The organism is Lactobacillus sp. XV13L (genome assembly GCF_059900875.1).
The window spans coordinates 109,824-132,979 of record NZ_JBWXGD010000002.1 but is presented as its reverse complement, the minus strand read 5'-3'; the positions used below and the strand labels follow the sequence as shown (position 1 = coordinate 132,979).

Below are 23,156 nucleotides of genomic sequence, written 5' to 3'. Positions count from 1 at the left end.
TAGCCTACCACACACCCGATGAATTATATGAGAGAAGATTAGATTGCATCTATCAAAGCGAGTAGGGTGTTCAACTTAAAATTGCAATTTTCGATTGAAATTCTTAGAACAAATTCTTTAACACTGTGATTTTATAAAAATTTAGTATCAAAAACGCCCAAAAGCGTGTATACTATAGGAAATTTCAAAAGGCACCCTTTTGAACAAAATATTTCAGATACGGAGAGGTAATTATGAATTTAAAGAAAAATGCCATCATGTTGGCCGTTGCCGGTTTAACCGCACTGACTCCAGTTGTTAGTCAGACCGCAATGGTACTGGCTGATACGCAAGCTGACCAAACTGCTAAGCCAGATCAAACTGCTAAACAAGATCAAACCACAGCACCAGCTAAGGATTCTGCACAAAAGCCAGCTGAAGAGCCTGCTAAGCAGCCAATCAACGAGCCGATTAAGGGAACGGATTTTGATCCGTCCAACCCGCTGGACCCTGGTTTCAACGGCCCAACTGCGACTGCACCGGCAAAGAAGAGCCCGATCCGCAAGACCAAGGCGTCATGGACGAAGAAGCACAAGAAGGCTAACAATTACTTCAACAAGACTGTCAAGAAGGGCGCTAAGCTGTCCGACAAGAAGAAGCTGAACTTGTACAAGAAGGCCCTGAAGCACCTCAAGAAGAACCACGCTAAGTACGCTAAGCGTTACCGCTCATACTTGAGCGCTGAGATTAAGGCACTCAAGGCCGAGATCAAGGCCGCTAACCAAAAGCCAGCAGCTACGCCAGAACAGAAGCCAACGACTCCTGCTAAAGACGATTCAAAGCCAACAACTGCACCAGCTGCAGACGACGCTAAGAAGCCAGCTACACCAGCTAAAGATGATTCCAAGACTGCAACTACGCCAGCCAAGGACGACTCCAAGACTGCAACGACTCCTGCTGGTTCAACCAGTTCGACGGATCAAAAGCCAGCAGCGACAACGCCAGCTAACAAGTAATTTGATTGATTAAAAAAAGAGGCCCCGGCCTCTTTTTTTGCTGCTTATTTTTCTGAATTATTTTGCACTTCTTGACTCCGTCTTGCCCCCCTAAGAAATAATGGTCTTAATCATCGTTAACGTGCGTTTGGTTGTATTTTTCGCCCCATTTTTCCATTTCCAGGATTAGCGGGGTAAGCGTTTTGCCCCAGTCGGTCAATTCGTAGCTGGTTCTGGGCGGCACCACCGGATAGGTGGTTTTTGCAATGACGTTGTCGCCTGCCAGTTCCTTCAGCTGCAGGGCCAGCATCCTTCTGGAAATATGGGGCATCAGCCGCTGCAACTCGCTAAACCGGCAGGATTTATTGGTGATTAGGTGGTAAATAATGACGCTCTTCCATTTTCCCGCAATTACTTGCAGCGTGCTTTCGACGGGACAGCCCCGAGCACAATTATAGGCGTGGCGTGGCAAATGATCACTCTCTTTCTGCGGTACACTGCTAATTTTAGCGTTTTATCCGTTAGCATGCTAGGGGAATAAATTGTTACTTAGTAAATAAAAATTCACGTCTTGTTTTTCTCCTGCGGCCAAGTACTATTGAGGGGTAGGCAAAACGCAAAGGAGCAGAAATGAAAGCTATTGGTTTTAGAGAACACTTGGATATTGACGATGAAAAAAGCCTGGTTGACGTAGAGGTGTCCAGGCCCGTTGCAACAGGGCATGATCTTTTGGTAAAAACAAGTGCGGTCGCGGTTAACCCGGTCGACGTCAGCATTAGAAAAAATGGTCACGGCGTCCTGAAGGAGCCCCAAATTATTGGGTGGGACGCCTGCGGGACCGTTGCTGAAGTGGGGGCAGAGGTTACACTGTTCAAACCGGGCACACGCGTCTATTATGCCGGTTCGTTTGCTAGGTCGGGCAGCGACAGCGAGTACCAGCTGGTTGACGAGCGGATTGTCGGCAGTGCGCCCCAGAAATTGACCGCTGCTCAGGCTGCCGCAATGCCCTTGACCGGGCTTACCGCATATGAGGCCCTGTTTGAACAATTGGAATTAGCAATAGACCCGAGCCGTAATGTGGGCAAGACCATCCTGATCATTAACGGTGCCGGTGGCGTCGGCTCTATTGCAACCCAACTGGCCCACCTGGCGGGACTGAAGGTAATCGCAACTGCTTCACGGCCAGACAGCATTGAATGGACCAAAAATCATGGTGCCGATTTTGTTGTCAATCACCGCAGTGATTTAGTAAAACAAGTTAGGGCGTTCGGCCATCGATATGTTGATTACATCCTTGAATTAAGCGACCTGGACGGGCACTGGAATGAAATGTGCAAGCTAATCAAGCCGGAAGGGCGAATTGTTTCGACCACTGAAAACCTGCAGCCCATTAATTTGCGCGCGTTGACTAAGAAGAAGGCGCACTTTGCTTGGGAATGGATATTTACCAAGTCTTACTACCAGACCAGCGATATGATTTCGCAGCATGAAATTCTCGACAAGTTAGCGGCCATGCTAGACAGCGGGCTGCTTGAGTGTACGCTGACTAAAACGCTGACGCCGTTGAATGCGCAAAATCTGCGCAAGGCCCACAAACTGGTGGAGAGCGGTCACATGATCGGCAAGGCAGTTGTAGCAGGCTGGCAGGAATAAAGGCTGCGCCTTAAAAAAACAATTCTGGGTCAAATTTGCACCCCGAAGCAAAGGGTCGGCTGCTCAAAGCAAAACTAATAGGACTGACTCCTTCTGAATATCGGGGGTTAGTCCTCAGCTAGAAATTATTAAACTGTCCTCATTTTGGGGGCATATCAAAAGAGGCTCCGGCCTTTTTTTGCTTATCTCAAATTTCTAATCTTTATTTAGAAGAGTCCCTTCTCTAAAATATTTTATGTATATTATTCAGCTTTTTATGAGTGAAAAACGACTACTTATTTAGAAATGTGCTACAAATTAGAGCGAAAATTGTATTCTTAACTAAGTATAAATAATGAGGAGAATATTTCTAATGCTAATTGAAACTAGTGACCTAACCAAGAAGTATGGCAAGAATCTTGCTTTGAATAAAGTCAATTTAAAGATTGATGAAGGACAATTGGTGGCGTATCTGGGAACTAACGGTGCAGGCAAGTCTACAACGATAAATATCCTAACTGGGCTGCTTAAAGCGACGGCTGGGACGATTACCTATAGTCAAAATTTGAAGATTGGCGTTGTCTTCCAAAATAGTGTGCTTGATAGTAGTTTGACGGTCAAAGATAATCTCTACCTCAGGGCGAAGATGTACCAACACTGGTCACCTGAATGGATAGAAGAATTGGTCAAGTTAATCGGCATTAAAAAATTCTTTAAGCAAAAGTATGGCACACTATCTGGGGGACAAAGAAGGAGGGTGGATATTGCTCGCGCACTGGTTGATCGACCCAATCTGCTATTTTTAGATGAACCGACCACAGGCTTGGATTTGCAGACAAGACTAGTTATCTGGCACTTACTTGAGAAGCTGCAGAAAGAACAGGGGCTAACGATTTTTTTAACTACGCATTACCTTGAAGAAGCTGCTAATGCGGACCAGATATATGTGCTGGAAAATGGAAATATCTTGGCCAGTGGTTCTGCCAGTCAAATTATAGCAAGCTATGCACCAACAAAGCTGCTTATCAGGATGAGGGATAAGTGCGTACTGAAGACGGACTATCCTTTGCGGCAACTTGGAGGCAATCAATTTGAGGTCGAAGCGCTGGATGCAGATAAGGCAATCAACTTGCTCAGTGCCAACCGAAACGTTATTGCCGATTTTGACTATCAGAAGGGTTCAATCAATGATGCCTTTGTTAAAATTACGGGAAAGGAATTACAATAATGCTCGCTTTATTATGGAGAAATATCAAAATATACTTTGCCAACGTTCCGGGTGCAATCATGTCGTGTCTAGGTGCGCTGATTTCCTTCTTTATTTACATTGGCTTCCTGCAAAAGGTTTTAAAAGGTTCTTGGAGTGGTCTACCTAGTGCCACCAAGGTACTGGATTTGTGGATGATAGCGGGCATCGTGGCAATTGCCGGGATTACCACGTCGTTTCAGGCTCTAGGACAGCTGGTCCGGGACCGGGAAACAAGGACCGCAGATGATATTATGCTGACCAATATTTCAGCACTAAAGCAGAATTGTTCCTACGTTTTATCCAGTACAATCATCAGTTTCATTATGCAGGTTATCACCTTTGCCGTTATGGCAGTTTACTTCACTGCAGTTGATCAGGTCCAGATTCCTACTGCCGCTTACCTGCCAATCCTCCTCTTTATTGCTCTAGGTGCAGTCTGTGCAACTTTATTAAATGAAATAATTGTTATTTTTATTAATTCCTCCACCACTTTTAGTCGGTTATCGGCATTGATTAGTGCTGTGGCTGGATTTGCCGTTGCTACTTATATGCCGTATGGCACACTATCACCTGGTGCACAAACTCTGGTAAAATTAGTACCAAGCAGTTATGAAGCAGCCGCATTAAGAAAGTTTTTGTTAGCGCCAATCTTTAAGGCACGCTTAACCGCCAACGTAAGCAATCGACTCAGTAGATATTTGGGTATTAACTTAAAGCTGAGTGGACACCAGTTGACCCAAGGTGGCAATGCGCTTGTCATGCTAGGAATGAGTATTATTCTGCTTCTAATAATTATTGTCATCTCGGTCATAACCACTAGAAAGAGAATTGGACAAAGTGAAAATCAATTTTCAAAATGATTCGTCTTTAGATGAAGGCGATATTCAAATTGAAATCAGGGCACAACACAAAAATGTGACTGTAAGGAGACTGATTGGCTGGCTTGAAAAGTTGGCTCAAAAAGAACCACAGCTTATACCAGTTAAGACTAGTGACCGGATCGTAGTTGTAAAGCGTGCAGAATTAATCAAAATTGAAGTCCAAACAACTAATTTAACCTATTACACCACCACAAAAAATATCAAGACAATTGGCCGACTCTATCAGGCCCAAGAAAAATTAGGCAATGATTTTATCCAAGTATCTAGGCATGCGGTTATCAATCTAAATCACCTTGAGTCTGTTGAAGTCGGCTTCGATGGCAATATGATTGCAATTCTGACAAATGACCTCAAGGTTGATGTTTCGCGGCATTATTTTCCACTATTAGAAAGAGCACTTGGTCTGTAAAATGAAATTATTTAGTAAATGTGTAGATTACTTCTTTACTGGCCTGGGATTTGGTGCAGTTTTTTACTTGTTGATTTTAACTTTTGCATATCCAGGAATAGCGCCAACACCTAAGGGCGTGGTATCTGTCTTCGTGCTTTCGGGTTTGATTGGGCTGCTTGGCCTAATATTTATCCCTGATTTGCCCTTCATACTTGCCCTTGCCCTTCACTTTGTTGGCACGTTTTTACTCTTCTTAGTAATGGTAACGGTTAATAAGTGGTCGATTGATTTGTGGACACTTAGCCTCTTCTTAGTAATTTATGTTGTTATCTGGTTGATTTGCATCTTGGAATTGAAAAAATCGGCCAAGCGGATTAATGCACGCATCAAGAAGCGCAACGCGCAGGGGAAATAAGTATTATAAGAGAATAAAAAGGCTTCAACGTAGTTAAGTGAAATTTTAATTACGCTGGGGCTTTTTTAGGTGATTATTGCAGTGGGATGCAAAATTCGCATAAGTGCTGTGAAATTTGGGGATAAGCATAGCGCTCAATTATTGGTTTAGTGCCGTCTATTGGCAGACTGGCAGTTAAAGCGGGGATGTTGTTCCAGAAGTTTGCTACGGCCTCTGCTGTATGCGCAATTTCAAATATTGCGTAGCGTCCGTTGGTAATTCCACGAGTTGGTAATTTATGGGGCTGCACTTTGTTAGTCACAATGACGCCTACATCGTATCTTTGCTGCTTTGCCGGTGTTTGCATTGGATCATCTAAGGCGATTCCTAGTATGGTAGTATCATTGTTGAACAAGTTGTTTGCTTTTAAGTATGCCTTAAAGTTTTCCATTAGCTGTTTGTTTTCCGCTCCGTATTTACCAATTCTGCGCATATATGCAATTTGGATGTCTTTAAATTCTTCAATAATCAATTGTTGTTTCTCCTGTACTATCAATATTATGGGGTTGTTGGCACAATTGTAAGTGCAGTTAAAATTTTTTGCAACATGGTTTTTAAAATGAAGCATTACTTTTTTGGTCAAAGCAAAATCCGCTGCTATAATTCAAGCGGCGGATTTTTAGGTGATTTACTGCAGGTGCTGGTAGCAATCCAGGATTAGCAGTGCGTAGTTGTTTACCATGAAGGTTGAGCCTAGTTGGTTGATACGCTTGAGGCCGGTGAGAAGCGTGTCTAAGGCCTGATCGTACTGCTTTAATTCAAAGTGAATTTTACCCTGCTGAAAGTGGATTACGTTAAGGTTTTCGGTCTGGGCGTCTATTTTAAGAAGAGCGGCATTAACTATCTTGAAGAGACTAAAGGCCTCCGCAGTTCTTTTTTGCTGGGCGTAGATAAAGCCGAGGGTATTTACTAGCAGTAGTTCAACGGGATTGCGCGGTGCGGGCTGATTCGCGTTCATCGTGTAGGAAAGGGCGAGTTCAAAGTAGTGCTGGCAGTCGCGCAGGTTGCATTCTACCTGGTAAACGGCACAGCCATAATAGTAATAATAGGTTTGAAAGTCTAAGTCTGAGTTAAGTGACATAATAATTGCTTGCCTATCAAGATACTGCAAGAGGCGCTGATATTGATGCTGGCGGCAGAGATCGAAGGCTGTTTGTGCTAGCTGGGCGTTGTTACCAAAATTTAGGCGTTCCTTCAAAAAAGCATCATCGATTGAAAGGTGCAGCTTGTTGCAGAGGGCAATAAAAATAGCAGCATTGGGAATATATTCGCCGTGCTCAATGCTGCTGATCAACGCCTGCGAGCAGATGCCGCTAGCGAGTTCTTGCTGGGAAAGTCGCTGCTTTACGCGGGCGTTTTTGACCAGTGCACCAATCTTTTGTGAAATTAATCCTTCGTAATTTTGCATGTGATCCTCGAACAGTATTTTCTGATTAATCAACTATATTATATGCCTATTCTGGTGCTTCCTGAAAGGCAATCAGGTTGCGGCCGCGACTGATCCCGTGGGCTTGGGCAGCAAGCGCCCGCTCAAAGTTCAAGTAGGAAAAAACCTGGTTGATGGGAATGAATAACCTGTTATGCTGGATTTCTTGCATTAAATAAAGATAATCTTTGGGTAAAGAGGGCTTGCTAATGAACTGAATGCCGGGCACGTCCTTTTGGGCGACGCTGATTACCTGGTCACCGCCTTGCAGGTGGGCCAGTAACTGGGAATTAACGCCCGCACCGGCCAGGTCAAAGACAAGTTTATTCGTCGAGTTAACTGGCCGTGCAGTATCGATGTTGTACCTGGTGGCTTTTTCATTGAGGTAATCTTGTGAAATTGGCTGCACCTTGGGGATGAAGGGCAGTTGACTGTGGTGCGTCAATAGCTGCATCAAGATTAGACCGGTCACCGAGTCTGCACCATAAATCACCAGCGGCTGCTGCTTTTTCTGGGCAATTTTAAAAAGGGTCAAGGCCAGGTCACCGCCACCGATTAGTGCAGCTGCGTCTCTTAATGTAACACCAGAAATGAGTGGAATTGCAAGCGGTGGGATGCTGGAAGTGATTTCTTCCTGAAAGGTTCCTCGGGGATGCAGCAGCAGGACGGGCTGCCCCAAAAGTGCCGTTGACCGCAAACTGCCCACTTCTTTAACAATGCCCGTTGCACCGTAGCCCAGGACCGCGGGCAACTGGGCGGGGACCGGCTGATCCAGTTTGAGCAGATCATAGCGCAAGAGCGGTACGAATTTTGTTTCGATTTTGATTGATAGGGGCGTGAGCGCATCTGCAGCCCTGTCCCGCAATTCCGCGCGCCGATAACCTGTTTGAACGATTGCTTTAACCATGTTTGTTAACCTGCTTTCTTTAATGATGCAAGGTTAAGCTTTTCTGGCGGAACGAGCCAATCAGAATACTGATAATTGGCACAAAGGACGGGGTAAAGCCCGTTTATTTTAGCAAAAGTCTTGGTGCAAACAAAAAAGAACGGGTACCATGACTCGTTCTTTTTAATTGCTAATATTTTTTAACCCTTGATCTGGTCAGCAATTACGTTGGCAACGTGCTTGCCGGAGTAGAAGACAAATCCGGCTTCCGTACCAGGCATGTTAGGACCATAAGTGTCGCCAATGAGCATGCCAGCACCGTCATTGCCGGCGGCGTACAGACCCTTAATCGGCTTTCCGGTTTTATCCATAACCCGGTGTTCAGTATCGGTCTTCAGGCCACCCATTGTACAGAAGGCACCGATGCCAAGTTCAAAGGCGTAGAACGGACCGTTCTCGACTGGAATCATGAAGTCGGCCTTCTTATCAAAGTCAACGTCTTGGCCGTTGTGAGCCATCTCGTTGTAGTGGCTAATAGTTTGCTCCAGGTCAGCCAAGCCTAATTTTTGTGCTAATTCGGCAATTGAATCGGCCTTGGTAATGTAAGGCGCGTTTTCATCAAAGGCCTTTTGCATTTCTTCCTTCAGGTGTGGCAGCTTGGTGTCGTGGTAGTCCCAAGTTCCCATTGGCTTGTAGAGACCCTCGTCAGCCAAGTGATCAATGGTGGCCTGGTCGATAATGGAGTAAACCTTGCCTTGGGTGAACAAAGCGTTGCCGGCCAGTGCAAAGTTATCAACAACTTCTTCATTGACAAAACGGTCGCCGTTTTCGTTAACCCAGAGCAGCGACTGCTGGTCGGCTGCACCGTTTAATTCTGAATAACGGTAAACGTAGCCTGGCTTGGTTGGGTCCTTAAGGTAACCACCAAAGAGCATTGCCATGTCCATTGCGTACTTTTGTGCACCGACGTCCCAGGCAAGCTTAAGTCCGTCACCCGTGTTCTTCATTGAGTTAACCGGGATAAGCTGGTTCTCATCGTAATGGGTTTCGTTTTTAATCATTTCCTTGTTGTTTAAGTAGCCACCCGTTGCCAGCACAACTGCTCTAGTCGAGACTGTTTTAGTTGAGTCATCGGTCAAGTCTTTGAGAACCAGGCCTTCGACCTGGCCCTTGCTGTCCAAGTTAATCTTGGTTACGGTCGTAGACGTGACAACTTCTGTGCCTTGCTGCTTGGATTTAGGCTCTAAAACGTCATGAATAACGGATTTGCCCAGGCCCTTGAACAAGTGCCAAGTCTGGTAGCCGCTACCAAGCGGTGCTACGTCCAGGTATTCAACGCCGATGTCGTTCAGCCACTTGATGATGCCAGCAGAAGCGTCAATATATTCTTTCCAAACCTGTGTGTCGGCCCGGTAATGTGAATAATCTAACTCTTCGTCTAAGGCCTCTTTTTTGGTTAACTTGACGTTATGCTGCTTTTGCAAGTATGAGTCAACGGCGAAAGCACCTTCGATATGCTCGCCGCTGCCGCCCGTGTTGCGGCCTTTTTCAACGACCAAGACGGATAGTCCACGTTTGCTGGCCTGGTATGCGGCTGTAAAACCGGCTGCACCACCACCAACAATAACAACATCATAATTTTCTTTGATTTCCATTTGTGAAACCTCCTACAAGTATTTACACTAAAATTATAATCGCTTACACGCAAAATGTGTTATAGTAGTTTCAGTCGCCACTAGGATATAAATGTACGGGTGAAAATAGATGGATAGTGAACAATTGAAAGTTTTCCTGACTGTGGTCCAGCAGGGCAGTTTTGGCAGGGTTGCAGAACAAAGGTACGTTACCCAAAGAGCGGTGTCACGTCAGATGGCCCGGCTTGAGAATGAAGTGGGTGTAGAGTTATTTGATCGCACCAGTAATCGAATTAGCTTGACAGAAGCTGGTAAATATTTTGCCGGGCGTGCGCAGGAATACCTGAACAACTTGGACGCGACCGTTTCCGAATTGAAAAACATTTCCAAGGCTACTGGCAACACGCTCTATATTGGCTATTTTTCGATCTTTGACGCCTTTATAATGGAAAGGGAGATCATTAATTATCAGACCAAAAAGCTGGAGCCGAAAATTGACTTCTTTACCATGGAGGAGAGCGTCGAACACATCCTGACCGATCTTGCTCTCAATAAGCTGGATTGCGCCTATATTAACCACTACGGCAGTTATGACATTCCGCAAGCAGCCCAATATGAATTTGTGCCGGTCTATTCCAATGAGATGGTGATGGGAATTAGCAGACAAAATGTGCTCAGTCAAAAGAAATATTTGACTGAAAAAGACCTGGACGGGCAAACGCTATTCTATTACAGTAGCGAAAATTCTGATTTTATGCGGAAGACGTTTACTGCTACTCTGCATAAGAGTATGAACAACTACCAGATTGAGCGTGTTTCTTCAATTGAACAGCTGATGACAAGCACAGCACTGAACCAGGGGATTGCGTATATTCCGAAGGGCCTGATCAACCAGATAATGAAGCCAGACCCCGAAATTGTTTACCGCCATTTTCATTCACGCCAAAAGCAAGGGTACGCAATGCAGCTGATCTATCTAAAAAACAACCATTCAAAAGCACTCAAAAGTTTCGTGCACTCAATTAAAGAAATCAACATCTGACTACGTAAAAAGCCGCCTAAATTTATAATTTAAGCGGCTTTTGGGCGTCTATATCTGCGTTAACTAGTACCAGCTAGGCTTATCCCCATCCGTATTGGGCTTGTTGACGCCCAGGGATTCCTGGACATGCTCGGCTGGATTGAGCACAAGCGTTGTCACTAAGCTGGCAATGCTCTTGCGTGAGACTTCGGTTCCCTTGAAGGGTTCACCCTTCTGGGTAAGCTCGTAGTCGATTTCATCATGATCCTGCAGCCAGGCTGGACGGATAATGGTGTAATCAAGACCACTCTCTTCAATTACTTTGGCAGCTGCTGCGTAGGTAGGCAAGTAGCTTTCACCCAGCATCTGGTTGTTCCATTCACCAAACTTGCCGGGCACCTCGTCGTAAATGCCGATCGTGGAAATCCAGATCAGGCGCTTGACACCCTGCTTTTTCATTGCTGCTACAACATTTTTAGCCTGTTGCTCAATGTTGCTGCCCGCCAGGTTGGCATAAACAATGTCCTGTCCTGCCATTGCCTGATTCAGGGTCTGAGCGTCCGTCGCGTCGCCTTTTATCACTTTGCCCCAGGACTTGTGTGCCTCGGGCAACTTGTTTAAGTGGCGCAAATAGTATGTTGTGACGATTTCTTTATGTTGGTGCAGCAATTCTTCTGCTAATTGAGCAATTTGGCCGCTGGCACCTAGAATTAATAAGTTTGTCATCTTTACTCCTTCTATCTTAAGTTCTAACTATAGTAAATATAGGCTCAAAAAATTTCTTTAGCAAATAGAAACCCTCGGTAATTTGAAGTTTAAATTCATGCTGCGGCTAAAAGGCATTATCTTGGTTGACATTAAAAGAGTGCTAGCAGTTACAAAAAAAGTCCGGCTGCTTGTGTATCCGGAGCTGTGGTCAATATGGTAGTGGTCAGGATTAAGGTCAGTTCAGTTTGTTATCTTTGTCTAAATTGTTATCCGGCGTATTTTTAGCATGAACATAAGCATAGACGGGCCAACCGGTAAGCATGAGCAGAATGCCGGTAAGCGCTAGAACTGGCTGCGACAGGGTGGTGCTGATCACGATAAAAAGCGCACCGCCGATTGCCAACACCGGCGGCAAGGGATACCCGGGAACTTTAAAGGGGCGGATCAAATCGGGCTGCCTTTTGCGCAAAATAAAGATGCCCAGGAATAGCAGGATAGAAAAAATCCACGACACATAAACTAGCATGTTGGTCAGGGAATCGAATGTTCCGGAGAAAATCATGATGGCAGCAATAACGCATTCAAAGATCATGCTGTTGGTGGGCACGAGCGTCTTGTAATTAAGCTTGCCAAAAAAGTCCGCTGCCGGCAGCTTTTTTTGCCGCCCGAGGATATAGGGCATGCGTGAACCCAGCAAGAGGTGACCATTGATGGCGCCAAAAACCGAAACCAGGATGCCGCCCGCAATCAACGTGCTGCCCAAGTCCCCGAATAATTTTTTGGCTGTTAAAATCGCCGTTGTTTGGTTGCCTACTACTTGTGGCCACGGGATAACTTTAACGTAGCTCCAATTAAGCATCGTGTAAAAAACAGTAACGCCCAGCAGCCCCCAAATAATTGCTTGTGCCAAGGTCTTGGAGGGATTTTTGACTTCACTGGCCAAATTGCCGATGCTTAGCCACCCGTCATAGGCAAAGAGAACGGCCAGCAGGGCTTGTCCGAAGGCAGCGGCCCCCGATACCGAATTGATGTGCGGCGCAGGAATGTGAGCCAATTGGTTGGGCCCTTGATAAAACAGGGCGAACAGGATAATGGCGGCAATGGGAATAAGTTTTATAATGAGCGCAGCCTTTTGCACTTGGGAACTCAACTTGGAGCCCAGCCAGTTGATGGTTAAAATCAAAAGCATCACGACAAGTGCGATAGCGGTGGTCGAAAGGTCCTGAAAGGGGGAAATTTGCTTGAGTTGGGTCGCAAAAATGATGGAGAGCGCGGCAATATTGGCAGGATAATAGACGATTATTAGGGACCAGCCAAATAAAAACGCCACTTTGGGTCCGTAAATGGCCTCCAGATACTTCACCGGACCGCCATCTTCGGGAAAAATGGCCGCTAATTCGGCAATGCTGAGGCCAGCCATGAGCGTAATAAAGCCCGCAAGCGGCCAGACGAGGATGCTGAGCCAGGCGTTGTGGGTCAAGGATGAGACGTTTGCAATTTTGAAAAAAGCGCCGCCCCCAATCATGGTTCCCATGACTGTAGCAAGGGCAGCAAAAAAGTTGAGTTGTCGTTTCATGTTAATTCCTTAAATAATTATCTTAAATAATTATAATAAATCAAGCTCAATTATAGGCCATGGCGTGTGAAATAAAAAGACTGAACTCTGTTAGTGGGCTCAATAGTATTTTATGTTGTTGGTAAAGTGAAGAAAACAGGAAATAAATATAATTGAAAGCAATTTCAAATATGTTATTATTTTGGTGTACTGGAGAAGAAAAGTTTCACTTGTTTTATGGGTGCAAAGGAGAAAAAATGAACAAAGTTACTGTTGTTGGAAGTATTAACCTGGACACTAATCTGCGGGTTGAGCGCATGGCGAAGCCGGGCGAGACCATTCACGCCAAAGAACACTATTCCGCGGCGGGCGGCAAGGGGGCCAACCAAGCGGTAGCTGCGGCACGGGCGGGCTGCACCGTCAACTTTATTGGGGCAGTGGGCAATGACGCGCCTGGAAAAGAGATGCTGGCTCTGATCCAGCAAGAAGGCATTAACGCCCAGGGCATTGCGGTTAGCCCTAAAGAATCTACGGGTCAGGCTTTCGTCACGGTCGATGATAATGGTCAAAATGCGATTACCATTTACGCTGGTGCCAATTTTGGTTTTGGGGTTGATCACGTTGAACAAAACCAGTCCCTGATTTCCAGCAGCGACTTTATCATTGCCCAGTTTGAAACGCCGCTTGAAGCAACGATGAGGGCCTTTGAAATCGCGCATAGGGCCAAAGTTAGAACCATTTTGAATCCTGCGCCCGCAATGGGGAAAATTCCGGTAGAACTGCTGCGGCTGACAGACATTATCGTCCCGAACGAAACCGAGGCGGCAACCATTGCCCAGGTGGAGGTGGTTGATGAAGCGAGCGCGCAAAAGGCGGCCGGCAGGCTTCATGACCTAGGAGCAGCAGCAGTTGTCATCACGATTGGGTCCAAGGGTGCGTTCTATGATTTCCGGGGCCAAAGTGAACTGGTGCCCGCCCTCAAGGTGAAGGCCGTTGATACAACTGCGGCTGGCGATACCTTTATTGGCGCGATGGCGAGCGTGCTTAGGCCGGACTTTTCTAACTTTAAGGCGGCGCTCGCTTTTGCTAACCGGGCCTCAGCACTTACAGTGCAGCGTTACGGCGCCCAGCCGTCAATTCCCTATTTGGCAGAAATTAAAAAAGTTGAATAAGCTAGTCATAAAGTGAATGCACCCGTGGGTGCATTTTTTGGTTAATGGCGGTGCAGCGTGGGCGGAGGCCGTCAAGTCGTATTAATTGACAAAAAGTAAGTGAAAGAATATGATTAAACACACTTAAAGTTGATCAGGAGAGCGTATTTATGAAGCAAGCTAAATTAGTGCGGGATGGGGCGCATTTCGCTATTTTTGAATAAAGCACCGAAGGGTGCATTGTTTCTGGATTCGTACTGTGCATTGCATGATTGACTGCCAATCTACGAAGATAAACAATTCGTGGGTTTTTGTTTTACTTGTGATATAAGCCTGTAAATCTACGTGATATAAGGCTTTTTTTGTTTAAAAGGGAGGTCATAAATGAGTTGGCAAATTATCGCACAAAGTTTACCCATTTTTGTCAAGGCCTTTGAATTAACCCTGGGGCTCTCAGTTGTCGGCATCTTGGGCTCGATTATTGTCGGTATTGTCGTCAGTCTGATGCAGTACTTCCATGTTCCGGTTCTGAGCCAGGTGTTGACGACGTACGTTGAAGTGGCCCGCAATACGCCTTTGTTAATTCAACTGTTCTTCTTGTACTACGCGTTTCCCGTCATTGGACTAAAAATGTCAGCCCAGACCTGTGGCGTTATTGGCCTAATTTTTCTGGGCGGCGCATACATGGCCGAGGGCTTTACCGGCGGCTTTAATGGCGTTAGTCAGACCCAAATTGATGATGGCAAGGCGCTGGGAATGAACGGTCTCCAGCTTGCCCGCTACGTCGTTTTTCCGCAGGGCTTCACCCTGAGCATGCCGGCGTTAACTGCGAACGTGATTTTCCTGATTAAGGAAACCTCAATTTTTTCGGTAATCGCCATTCCGGAATTGACCAATACTGCTCTTGACCTCATCGGGCTGTACTACCGGTCAAGCGAGTACCTGCTGGTTCTGGTGGTTGCCTATGCAATTATCCTGATTCCGGTGATCTTGGGGCTTAACTATGTGGAAAGGAAGGTACGCTATGGGACATTCGGCGATTAATGTTTTTTTTGCAGGCAATAATTTGGCCCGCATTCTTGGGGGCCTGTGGACCTCCGTGTGGATTGCGGCGATCAGTCTAGTGATTGGCCTGCTGCTGGGAATGCTTTTTGGCATTCTGCGAACGATGCCTAACAAGATCGTCCGCTTTGTCTTGCGGCTTTACCTCGAATTTTTCCGCATTGTTCCAACGATTGTGCTGCTGTACCTGGTCTACTACATCCTGCCCCGGAGTTTTCACATCAACTGGCCTGCAAGTTGGATGGCCGTTCTTGCCTTCTCCTTGTGGGTAGCAGCTGAGTTTAGTGATATTGTGCGCGGTGCGATTGAGTCGGTGCCGTTAACGCAGAAAGAGTCGGGACTGGCCCTGGGATTGAGCCGGGTTCAACTGTTTCGCTTCGTTCTCCTGCCCCAGGCCGTTCAGCTCGAACTGCCGGCAACAATAAACTTGGCAACGCGGGTGATCAAGACTACGTCACTCTTAATGATGATTAGCATCATGGACGTGATTGCAATCGGACAGCAGATTATTGAAGCAAGCAGCCAGCAGTATCCGAGTGCCGTTTTTTGGATTTACGGACTGATTTTCATTTTATACTTCATAATTGACTATCCATTGTCAGTTTGGGCCAAGCGCCTGGCAGCTAAACAGGAGAAGTGAGCATAATGGCAGAAGAAATTTTACGAGTAGAGCATTTAAATAAATTTTATGGTGATTGGCAGGCGCTGCATGACATTAATCTTACCCTGCACAAGGGGGAAGTTCTAACGCTGCTGGGGCCATCGGGCTCGGGTAAGAGCACCCTGATCAGGTGCCTGAACGGTCTTGAGGAGTTTAGCAGCGGTGCGCTTTATTTTAAGGGGCAGAAAGTTGTTCCTACGGCCAAAAATTGGCAGGTACTGCGCCAAAAGATTGGCATGGTTTTTCAGAGCTATGACCTGTTCCCTAATCTGACCGTGATTGAAAATATCTTGCTGGCACCGGTCAACGTGCAAAAAAGGCCGCGTGCAGAAGTGCGCGCTGAAGCAATCCAGCTGCTGAAGCGCGTGGAACTCGACCAGTACGTTGACTCTTACCCACGTGAATTATCGGGTGGCCAGAAGCAGCGAATCGCAATTGTCAGAGCCCTGGCTCTCCACCCGGAGGTTATGCTGTTCGATGAAGTAACGGCGTCGCTTGATCCCGAGATGGTGCGGGGCGTCTTGCAAATCATGGCCGATTTATCCCAGAAGGACCACATGACGATGATTATTGTGACTCATGAGATGAACTTTGCACAGCAAATTGCAGATCAGGTGCTATTTTTGGAAGACGGACAGATTTTAGAAACTATGGGCAAGGAATTTTTTGCGCACCCGAAGACCGAGCGTGCCCGTGAATTTTTGAATAGCATGGATTTTTAAGGAGTACGTAATGGAAAAGAGCAAGATGAGCAAGACTAAAAAAATAATCGTTGGCGCAATTGCAGCCGTTGTGCTGGTCCTGGCTGCTTTTGGGGGCATCAAGGCAGCAACAGACGGAAATAATGCTGCTGGTGACAATGATAGCAGCGTGGCCGCAATTAAAAAGCGCGGTACGCTGCGCGTAGCAGTTTTCGGCGACCTTCCGCCTTACGGTTGGGTTGATGATCACGGCAAGCGGGTCGGTTATGATGTTCGCTTGGCCCGGCAAATGGCCAGGGATCTGGGCGTGAAAATTAAATTTGTTCAGGTCAATGCCAATAACCGGGTGGATACGCTGAATTCGAACAAGGCTGATATTATTTTGGCCAACTTCACGGTTACGCCCGAGCGCAAGCAGGTGGTGGACTTTGCCAAGCCGTACATGAAGGTCTCGGTTGGCGTCGTCACACCCAAAAACGCACCGATTACGAGTGAAGACAAGCTGAAGGGCAAGGGCGTAATTGTTACTAAGGGAACGACCGCCGAAAACTACTTTACTAAAAAAGGCAACGTCAACCTGCTCAAGTTTGATTCCAAGACCCAGCAGTTCAACGCCATCAAAAACAAGCGTGCCACTGCCCTGGCCGATGACAATTCTTACCTTTATGCGTGGGTTAAGCGCAACCCGAATTACACCGTGGGCATCAAGAATCTGGGGCCGAACCAGTTTATCAGCCCGGCTGTCAAAAAGGACAACAAGTCGCTTTTGAACTGGACCAACAAGGAAATTGCTAAGCTTAACAAGCAGAAGTTTTTTACTGCCGATTACGACAAGGAACTGAAACCATACTTTGGCAAGGAAGTCAGGCCGGCGGACATCGTTTTAAATTAGAGGTGGCCTGCTGATAATTAAGCCTTGAAGTTTGGACGCAAAAATGTTAAAGTAGTAAACGTTAATCGATTAATCTATGGCTTGCGATAAAGCCATGGCAAAGGAGTAATAAACATGAAACAAGGCATTCATCCAGATTACCATGAAGTTGTCTTTATGGATTCCGCAACAGGTGCAAAGTTTGTTGCCGGTTCAACCATTCAGTCAAAGGAAACAGTAGATTATGAAGGTAAGACTTACCCATTGATTCGGGTTGAAATCACTTCAGATTCCCACCCATTCTACACGGGCAAGCAGAAGTTTGCTCAAGCCGATGGCCGGATCGACAAGTTCAACAAGAAGTATGGTATGAACAAGAAGTAGTATCTTTGATCTGGTGGAAGCAGTCCCATTGGGGCTGCTTTTTTATGTAAAGCTGTCGGGTGCTGCACTAAACGGGGACTAGCATAGCCGTTGCTTTACCACGAATTTCTTTTTTAGCAAGGAGAAAAATAGATGAAAATGCAACTGGCAGAAATTGCCAAAGCGATTAATTCAACTTGTGAAGGTAATTGCGAAACCGTTATTACATCTGTTGCCTTTGATTCGAGAAAGATTGAAGACGGGGGACTGTTTGTTCCGCTGCAAGGGGACCGGGACGGTCATAGTTTTATTGACAGCGCAATCGTCAAGGGTGCCAAGGCCACCTTGTGGCAGAAGGGCCACCCAGGAAAGCCGGACAATATTGCAGTGCTGGAGGTCGACAATCCGCTAGCGAGCATGCAGAAGCTTGCCCGGTATTACCTGGGCAAGGTCAACCCCACGGTTGTCGGGATCACGGGTTCCAACGGGAAGACGACGACCAAGGACATGACCGCCGCTGTTCTTTCCAAGCGGTTCAACGTGCACAAGACCGATGCCAACTTTAACAATGAGATTGGTGTCCCGATGACTATCCTGGAAATGAAGCCCAACACCGAGATTTTGGTACTGGAAATGGGCATGGACCGTGCGGGGCAGCTGCACCACCTGAGTGAATTAGCCCATCCTGATGTGGCCGTGATTACCATGATTGGTGAGGCCCACATTGAATTTTTGGGATCGCGGGAAAAAATTGCCGACGCCAAGATGGAGATCACCGACTTTCTGCGTGAAGACGGGGAGCTGATTTATAATGGGGATGAACCACTACTTCGTGAGCGTGCCGCCAAGATTAGCCAGGCAAAAGTTACCTTTGGCTTTGCAAAAGATGATAAAGTTTATGCAACTGGCTTTACCAGCTACAAGCACCACGCAACGTTTACCGTCAACGGCTCAAGCTGCAAGTTCACCATTCCGATGATCGGCAAGCACAACGTGTCCAACGCGCTTTCGGCCCTGTGCGTCGGCCGGCGCTTCGGCGAGAGTGACGAGGAGATTGCATCTGCTCTGGCCAGTTTTACGCCGACGGCTAACCGGATGGAATGGGAAAAAGGTGACCTGGGCGAGGACATCATGAGCGATGTCTATAACTCAAACCCGACCGCTGTGCGCGCCGTTTTGACCAGTTTTGGCCAGATTCAGGTGGCCGCGGGCAGCAGGAGAATTGCCGTTTTGGGTGACATGCTGGAACTCGGTCAGAGGTCTGCTGCTCTGCACCGCTCTTTGGCTGACTGCCTTGACCCCCGAGTGATTAACGAAGTATATTTATTTGGCTCAGAGATGAACAATTTAGCTGATGCACTAAGGGGCAGTTATGGGCCAGAACATTTGCATTATTACCGAGAAGACCAGATGCAGCGCATGATCGCTGATCTGAAGAATGATATTAAGCCGCACGACATAGTTGTCCTCAAGGGATCACATGGAATGCACCTAGAAAAGGTAGTAGAGCGGCTTAGATAAGGAGAATTTAGTGAAATTTACGGAATTAGGTTTAAACGATGAGCTGTTAAAGGCCATCAAACGTTCAGGATTTGAGGAAGCAACGCCAATCCAGGAACAGACGATTCCACTTGCCCTTGCGGGCAAAGATGTGATTGGTCAGGCGCAGACGGGTACCGGTAAGACGGCCGCCTTCGCCCTGCCAATTTTACAAAACTTAGATAACCATAATAAGGTGATTCAGGCGCTAATTATTGAACCAACGCGTGAATTGGCCATTCAGACCCAGGAAGAACTCTTCCGGCTTGGCCGCGATGAACATGCACGCGTTCAGGTTGTGTACGGTGGTGCCGACATTGGCCGCCAGATTCGTTCGTTGAAAAATAACGTGCCGGCGATTTTAGTCGGTACGCCGGGTCGGCTGCTCGACCACCTGAAGCGAAAGACGGTTAACTTGGAGGACGTTTCTACAATTGTCTTAGATGAAGCAGACGAAATGCTAGATATGGGCTTCATCCAGGACATTGAAAGCATTCTGAGCTACGTGAAAAACCGCAAGCAGACCCTATTATTTAGTGCTACAATGCCCAAACCCATCTTAAACATTAGTGAAAAATTCATGCATGACCCCGAGATTGTGCAAATTAAGGCTAAGGAATTGACGGCAGACCTAATCGATCAGTACTTTGTCCGGGCTAAAGACTCCGAAAAGTTCGACATTATGTGCCGGTTATTCGACGTCGAAAGTCCCGACTTAGCCGTTGTCTTTGTTCGGACCAAACGTCGCGTTGATGAGGTGACCCGGGGACTGCAAGCGCGGGGCTACAATGCAGCTGGGATTCACGGCGACCTTTCCCAGGCTCGTAGAATTAGCGTACTTAAGCGCTTCCGGGCTGGCAAGCTGGATATTCTAGTGGCAACTGACGTGGCTGCCCGTGGCCTTGATATCTCTGGCGTTACCCATGTGTATAATTATGACATTCCGCAGGATCCGGACTCATACGTTCACCGTATCGGTCGTACTGGCCGTGCTGGTCAAAATGGTAACTCGATTACCTTTGTTACGCCGGGTGAGATTAGTTACATGAAGACGATTGAAAAGCTGACCAAGAAGCAGATGATGCCGCTGACTCCGCCAACGGATGACCAGGCTCTGCAGGGTCAATTAAAGCTGGCCAAGTCCAAGATTGTTGACCTGATAAAGGAAGACCTATCCAAGTATACGGATGATGCAAGCGAGCTGCTGGAAAACTACTCTGCAGTCGACCTTGTTTCGGCGTTTTTGAAGGATTTGTCTAAAGATTCTTCCGACGTTGAGGTTAATATTAGTTCGCAGAAACCACTTCCTAACCGTGGTGGCCATGGACGCAGCGGTAGAAGCCGTAGCAACTACGGTCACGGTGGCAGTCATGGTCGTGGCGGATATGGTCATGGACGCGGTGGTGACCGTGGCGGACGTGGCAATTACGGCCACAGCGGTGGTCACGGCCATGGCAGCTATCGCGGTGGTGACCACGATCACGGCGGTTATCGTGGTGGCTCGCACCGTTCGGGCAGTGGCCGGGATTTCGTCATCAAGAATAAAAAAGATTAACAATTTTACTAAAAAAGGGTTGTAGCAATGTACGACTCTTTTTTTGTACTATAATTTTAAAGTGAGGTGATGGAAATGATTGTTGGTGTAGGCATCGATGCGGTTGAAGTCGAGCGGATGGCCAAGATTGTCGTAAAGGGCGACGGCTTTGCTCGCAAGGTATTGACCGCCAAAGAATTTGCACAGTATGAGCGTATGACGGGCAAGCGCAAAGTGGAGTACCTGGGCGGCCGTTTCTCACTCAAGGAGTCCTTTTCTAAGGCGATGGGGACAGGATTGGGCAAGGAAATAGGATTGCGGGACGTTGAGACCCTGTGGGATGAAGTCGGTCACCCAGTTACCACCTCGTCCAAGTTTGCTGGCAAAATCTTTCCCAGTATTACTCATGATAAAAATGAAATAGTTACTTTAGTTGTTTTGGAGAAGTAAAGATGGTTCCAGGTATACACCGTCGCGCAGCCGTTCGCGTGGATTTAGCGGCAATTAGGCAGAACGTAAAACAGGAAATAAAACATTTGGCAGCGGACCAGAAGCTGTTCGCCGTTGTAAAGGCCAACGCTTACGGACATGGTGCGGTGCAGGTCGCACGTGCGGTTTTAAAGGCCGGTGCGAGCGGCTTCTGTGTCGCTATCCTGGACGAGGCACTGGAATTGCGGCGCGCCGGCATCGTGGCGCCGCTTTTAGTCTTGGGCGTGACGCCAGCAGACTTTGCGCCCCTGGCTGCGGTCAACGGGATTTCACTGACGGTGCCTGATTTGGCCTGGCTGAAAGAAGCAGACACGGTATTGGAACAGGCGGACATAGATTCGCGCCTCAAAATTCATCTGGCGGTTGATTCCGGCATGGGTCGCATCGGCTTTAACACGGATGACGCGTTCCTGGCCGCTAACGACCTCTTATTGGCCAGCCCGCACTTCGAGGTCGAGGGCATGTTCACGCACTTTGCGTCGGCCGACAGCAGCGATGACACCTACTTCAAAAAGCAGGTCGCACGGTTTGCTCACTTCAAAGGTCTGCTCAAGGTGCAGCCTAAGTGGATCCACGTTGATAATACGGCGGCCAGCGTGTACGATAAGGACGTGCACAGCGATCTGGTACGCTTCGGCATCGGCATCTACGGCCTCAATCCGTCGTCTAACCCCGATGGGCCCGACCTGCCGACCAAAATCGCGCTTAAGCCTGCCCTGTCGCTTGAAAGCGAACTGGTGCAGGTGCATACGATTCCCCGGGGTCAGGGCGTGGGTTACGGTACAACGTACGTTGCGGCCAGCGAGCAAGTTATCGGGACGGTTCCGGTTGGTTACGCCGACGGCTTTATCCGCAAGTTTCAGGGCTTTAAGGTCAAGGTGGGCGATTATTACTGCCCGATTGTGGGCCGCGTTTGCATGGACCAGTTGATGGTGCGCCTACCGCATTCAATGCCTGCAGGCACGAAGGTGGTACTCATTTCTAATGATCCAGCGGCGTCGAATAGCATTAAAAAAGCCGCCGACTACGTTGATTCCATCCACTACGAAGTTGCCTGCCTGCTCACTGACCGCTTGCCGCGCGAATACTACGAGAGTAAATAAGAAAACTAAAAAGAGTCTGGGAAAAAAGTGCTCTTGAAGTTAAATTGAAAAATTTCACAATTTAAAAAGACCGATAAATCAACGTTTGATTAACGTGATTTGTCAGCCTTTTTAGTTAGATTAGAGTTTTTTTCCAGACTCTTTTAGTTAATTGGACAATGATTATTCATCTTGTGATGTGTTGAGGTAAACTCCTGGATTTTCATCGCTCATGAGCGTCATTCCAGCCTGCAGGTCTTCAATTTCTGCGACTACGTAGCTCTTGCTTTCCAGCTTCTTGACGATTGTCTTCAGCGTCTCCTCGCTGACGCCAGCGGGCAGGGTAAACAGAATGCGCCGCACGGAGTTGTCGCTCTTTTTAGCAGAAGATGCGTCCAGGCTCATTGTTCCGGCGATAACAGAATATTTACTGATGATTTTGGCCATCTTGACCAGGTTGCCCCGTGAATTATCAGTTAACACCGTTAAAACGTAAGACCCGTTCTTGACGTTCCACGCGTCCGACAGCATGTCAAGCAGGCGCGAGTGGGTCAGGATGCCGTAGAATTCGTGGCTTTCATCCAAAACGGCAATGTAGGGCAAGTCCTTGATTGTGAAGAAAACTTTAAAAAACGGAGAATTAACCTTGATGGTCTTGGTTGCGTTCTTAAGCAGGTAGGTGACGGGCAGATTCATGTCCTTGCCCTGCGACTTGTGGCGGTAAATGTGCATCTTGTAGATGTTACCGCGAAAAATAGTACCCGTATCGTCCAGAATCGGCACGCAGCGGAAGCCTGAATCTTCCAAAATTTTCAGCGCTTCTTCAAGCGTAGCGTGTTCGTTAACCGTGGTCAGGTAATCTTTTTTAATAACTAAAGATTTGATAAGCATG

General features: G+C 47.2%; 25 protein-coding genes. 17 read left to right on the top strand and 8 right to left on the bottom strand.

Going from position 1 to position 23,156, the window contains the following annotated elements:
• The first annotated feature begins 233 nt into the window (after positions 1–233).
• Positions 234–995, top strand: coding sequence for a hypothetical protein (locus AC2JF6_RS02765; RefSeq protein WP_500729233.1), 762 nt, complete (start codon positions 234–236; stop codon positions 993–995).
• A 106-nt stretch (positions 996–1,101) separates the two neighbouring features.
• Here AC2JF6_RS02765 and AC2JF6_RS02760 read toward each other — a convergent pair whose 3' ends face one another.
• The gene (locus AC2JF6_RS02760) at positions 1,102–1,446 is read right to left on the bottom strand and encodes a winged helix-turn-helix transcriptional regulator (protein ID WP_500727661.1); all 345 of its coding nucleotides are present in this window, start codon (positions 1,444–1,446) and stop codon (positions 1,102–1,104) included.
• 158 nt (positions 1,447–1,604) lie between these two features.
• Here AC2JF6_RS02760 and AC2JF6_RS02755 point away from each other — a divergent pair, with 158 nt between their 5' ends.
• From AC2JF6_RS02755 to AC2JF6_RS02735, 5 genes are all read left to right on the top strand, one after another.
• Positions 1,605–2,627: a zinc-binding alcohol dehydrogenase family protein gene (locus AC2JF6_RS02755; protein WP_500729232.1), complete on the top strand. Its 1,023-nt coding sequence runs from the start codon at positions 1,605–1,607 to the stop codon at positions 2,625–2,627.
• A 352-nt stretch (positions 2,628–2,979) separates the two neighbouring features.
• Positions 2,980–3,834, top strand: coding sequence for an ABC transporter ATP-binding protein (locus AC2JF6_RS02750; protein WP_500729231.1), 855 nt, complete (start codon positions 2,980–2,982; stop codon positions 3,832–3,834).
• Positions 3,834–4,715, top strand: coding sequence for an ABC transporter permease (locus AC2JF6_RS02745; protein WP_500729230.1), 882 nt, complete (start codon positions 3,834–3,836; stop codon positions 4,713–4,715). Before AC2JF6_RS02750 ends, AC2JF6_RS02745 begins: the two co-directional genes overlap by 1 nt.
• Complete coding sequence (locus tag AC2JF6_RS02740; protein ID WP_500729229.1) at positions 4,693–5,145, top strand: LytTR family DNA-binding domain-containing protein; 453 nt, start codon at positions 4,693–4,695, stop codon at positions 5,143–5,145. Before AC2JF6_RS02745 ends, AC2JF6_RS02740 begins: the two co-directional genes overlap by 23 nt.
• 1 nt (position 5,146) lies before the next feature.
• Positions 5,147–5,542 carry a DUF3021 family protein gene (locus tag AC2JF6_RS02735; RefSeq protein ID WP_500729228.1) on the top strand — a complete coding sequence of 132 codons (396 nt, stop codon included), beginning with the start codon at positions 5,147–5,149 and terminating at the stop codon, positions 5,540–5,542.
• A 73-nt stretch (positions 5,543–5,615) separates the two neighbouring features.
• Here the strand turns inward: AC2JF6_RS02735 and AC2JF6_RS02730 are convergent, their stop codons facing one another.
• The 4 genes from AC2JF6_RS02730 to vprA form a co-directional block, all read right to left on the bottom strand.
• On the bottom strand, positions 5,616–6,053 hold the full coding sequence (locus AC2JF6_RS02730; RefSeq protein ID WP_500729227.1) for an AraC family transcriptional regulator: 438 nt from the start codon (positions 6,051–6,053) through the stop codon (positions 5,616–5,618).
• 156 nt (positions 6,054–6,209) lie between these two features.
• On the bottom strand, positions 6,210–6,989 hold the full coding sequence (locus tag AC2JF6_RS02725; RefSeq protein ID WP_500729226.1) for a helix-turn-helix domain-containing protein: 780 nt from the start codon (positions 6,987–6,989) through the stop codon (positions 6,210–6,212).
• Between the two features lie 46 nt (positions 6,990–7,035).
• Positions 7,036–7,914 (bottom strand): hypothetical protein, encoded by an 879-nt coding sequence (locus AC2JF6_RS02720; protein ID WP_500729225.1) that lies wholly within the window; start codon positions 7,912–7,914, stop codon positions 7,036–7,038.
• Between the two features lie 179 nt (positions 7,915–8,093).
• A complete protein-coding gene (vprA, locus tag AC2JF6_RS02715) occupies positions 8,094–9,548 on the bottom strand; it encodes a vinyl phenol reductase (RefSeq protein WP_500729224.1) in 1,455 nt (484 codons plus the stop codon).
• Positions 9,549–9,657: 109 nt separating this feature from the next.
• On the opposite strand from vprA, the gene AC2JF6_RS02710 reads away from it, so the two are divergent.
• Positions 9,658–10,569: a LysR family transcriptional regulator gene (locus AC2JF6_RS02710; protein WP_500729223.1), complete on the top strand. Its 912-nt coding sequence runs from the start codon at positions 9,658–9,660 to the stop codon at positions 10,567–10,569.
• 63 nt (positions 10,570–10,632) lie between these two features.
• Here AC2JF6_RS02710 and AC2JF6_RS02705 read toward each other — a convergent pair whose 3' ends face one another.
• Both AC2JF6_RS02705 and AC2JF6_RS02700 read right to left on the bottom strand, forming a co-directional pair.
• A complete protein-coding gene (locus AC2JF6_RS02705; protein ID WP_500729222.1) occupies positions 10,633–11,274 on the bottom strand; it encodes an SDR family oxidoreductase in 642 nt (213 codons plus the stop codon).
• Positions 11,275–11,491: 217 nt separating this feature from the next.
• Complete coding sequence (locus AC2JF6_RS02700; protein WP_500729221.1) at positions 11,492–12,832, bottom strand: APC family permease; 1,341 nt, start codon at positions 12,830–12,832, stop codon at positions 11,492–11,494.
• Between the two features lie 236 nt (positions 12,833–13,068).
• On the opposite strand from AC2JF6_RS02700, the gene rbsK reads away from it, so the two are divergent.
• The 10 genes from rbsK (at position 13,069) to alr (ending at position 22,285) form a co-directional block, all read left to right on the top strand.
• On the top strand, positions 13,069–13,983 hold the full coding sequence (gene rbsK / locus AC2JF6_RS02695) for a ribokinase (RefSeq protein WP_500729220.1): 915 nt from the start codon (positions 13,069–13,071) through the stop codon (positions 13,981–13,983).
• 363 nt (positions 13,984–14,346) lie between these two features.
• A complete protein-coding gene (locus AC2JF6_RS02690) occupies positions 14,347–15,006 on the top strand; it encodes an amino acid ABC transporter permease (protein ID WP_500729219.1) in 660 nt (219 codons plus the stop codon).
• On the top strand, positions 14,987–15,664 hold the full coding sequence (locus tag AC2JF6_RS02685) for an amino acid ABC transporter permease (protein ID WP_500729218.1): 678 nt from the start codon (positions 14,987–14,989) through the stop codon (positions 15,662–15,664). Before AC2JF6_RS02690 ends, AC2JF6_RS02685 begins: the two co-directional genes overlap by 20 nt.
• A gap of 5 nt (positions 15,665–15,669) precedes the next feature.
• On the top strand, positions 15,670–16,407 hold the full coding sequence (locus AC2JF6_RS02680) for an amino acid ABC transporter ATP-binding protein (RefSeq protein ID WP_500729217.1): 738 nt from the start codon (positions 15,670–15,672) through the stop codon (positions 16,405–16,407).
• 10 nt (positions 16,408–16,417) lie between these two features.
• A complete protein-coding gene (locus AC2JF6_RS02675) occupies positions 16,418–17,278 on the top strand; it encodes a transporter substrate-binding domain-containing protein (RefSeq protein WP_500729216.1) in 861 nt (286 codons plus the stop codon).
• Positions 17,279–17,392: 114 nt separating this feature from the next.
• The gene (locus AC2JF6_RS02670; RefSeq protein WP_500729215.1) at positions 17,393–17,641 is read left to right on the top strand and encodes a type B 50S ribosomal protein L31; all 249 of its coding nucleotides are present in this window, start codon (positions 17,393–17,395) and stop codon (positions 17,639–17,641) included.
• Positions 17,642–17,773: 132 nt separating this feature from the next.
• Positions 17,774–19,141: a UDP-N-acetylmuramoyl-tripeptide--D-alanyl-D-alanine ligase gene (locus AC2JF6_RS02665; protein WP_500729214.1), complete on the top strand. Its 1,368-nt coding sequence runs from the start codon at positions 17,774–17,776 to the stop codon at positions 19,139–19,141.
• Positions 19,142–19,151: 10 nt separating this feature from the next.
• The gene (gene cshA, locus AC2JF6_RS02660) at positions 19,152–20,714 is read left to right on the top strand and encodes a degradosome RNA helicase CshA (protein WP_500729213.1); all 1,563 of its coding nucleotides are present in this window, start codon (positions 19,152–19,154) and stop codon (positions 20,712–20,714) included.
• A gap of 75 nt (positions 20,715–20,789) precedes the next feature.
• The gene (acpS, locus tag AC2JF6_RS02655; RefSeq protein WP_500729212.1) at positions 20,790–21,143 is read left to right on the top strand and encodes a holo-ACP synthase; all 354 of its coding nucleotides are present in this window, start codon (positions 20,790–20,792) and stop codon (positions 21,141–21,143) included.
• A gap of 2 nt (positions 21,144–21,145) precedes the next feature.
• A complete protein-coding gene (gene alr, locus AC2JF6_RS02650) occupies positions 21,146–22,285 on the top strand; it encodes an alanine racemase (RefSeq protein ID WP_500729211.1) in 1,140 nt (379 codons plus the stop codon).
• A 162-nt stretch (positions 22,286–22,447) separates the two neighbouring features.
• Here alr and cbpA read toward each other — a convergent pair whose 3' ends face one another.
• Positions 22,448–23,155 carry a cyclic di-AMP binding protein CbpA gene (cbpA, locus tag AC2JF6_RS02645; RefSeq protein ID WP_500729210.1) on the bottom strand — a complete coding sequence of 236 codons (708 nt, stop codon included), beginning with the start codon at positions 23,153–23,155 and terminating at the stop codon, positions 22,448–22,450.
• Position 23,156 lies beyond the last annotated feature (1 nt).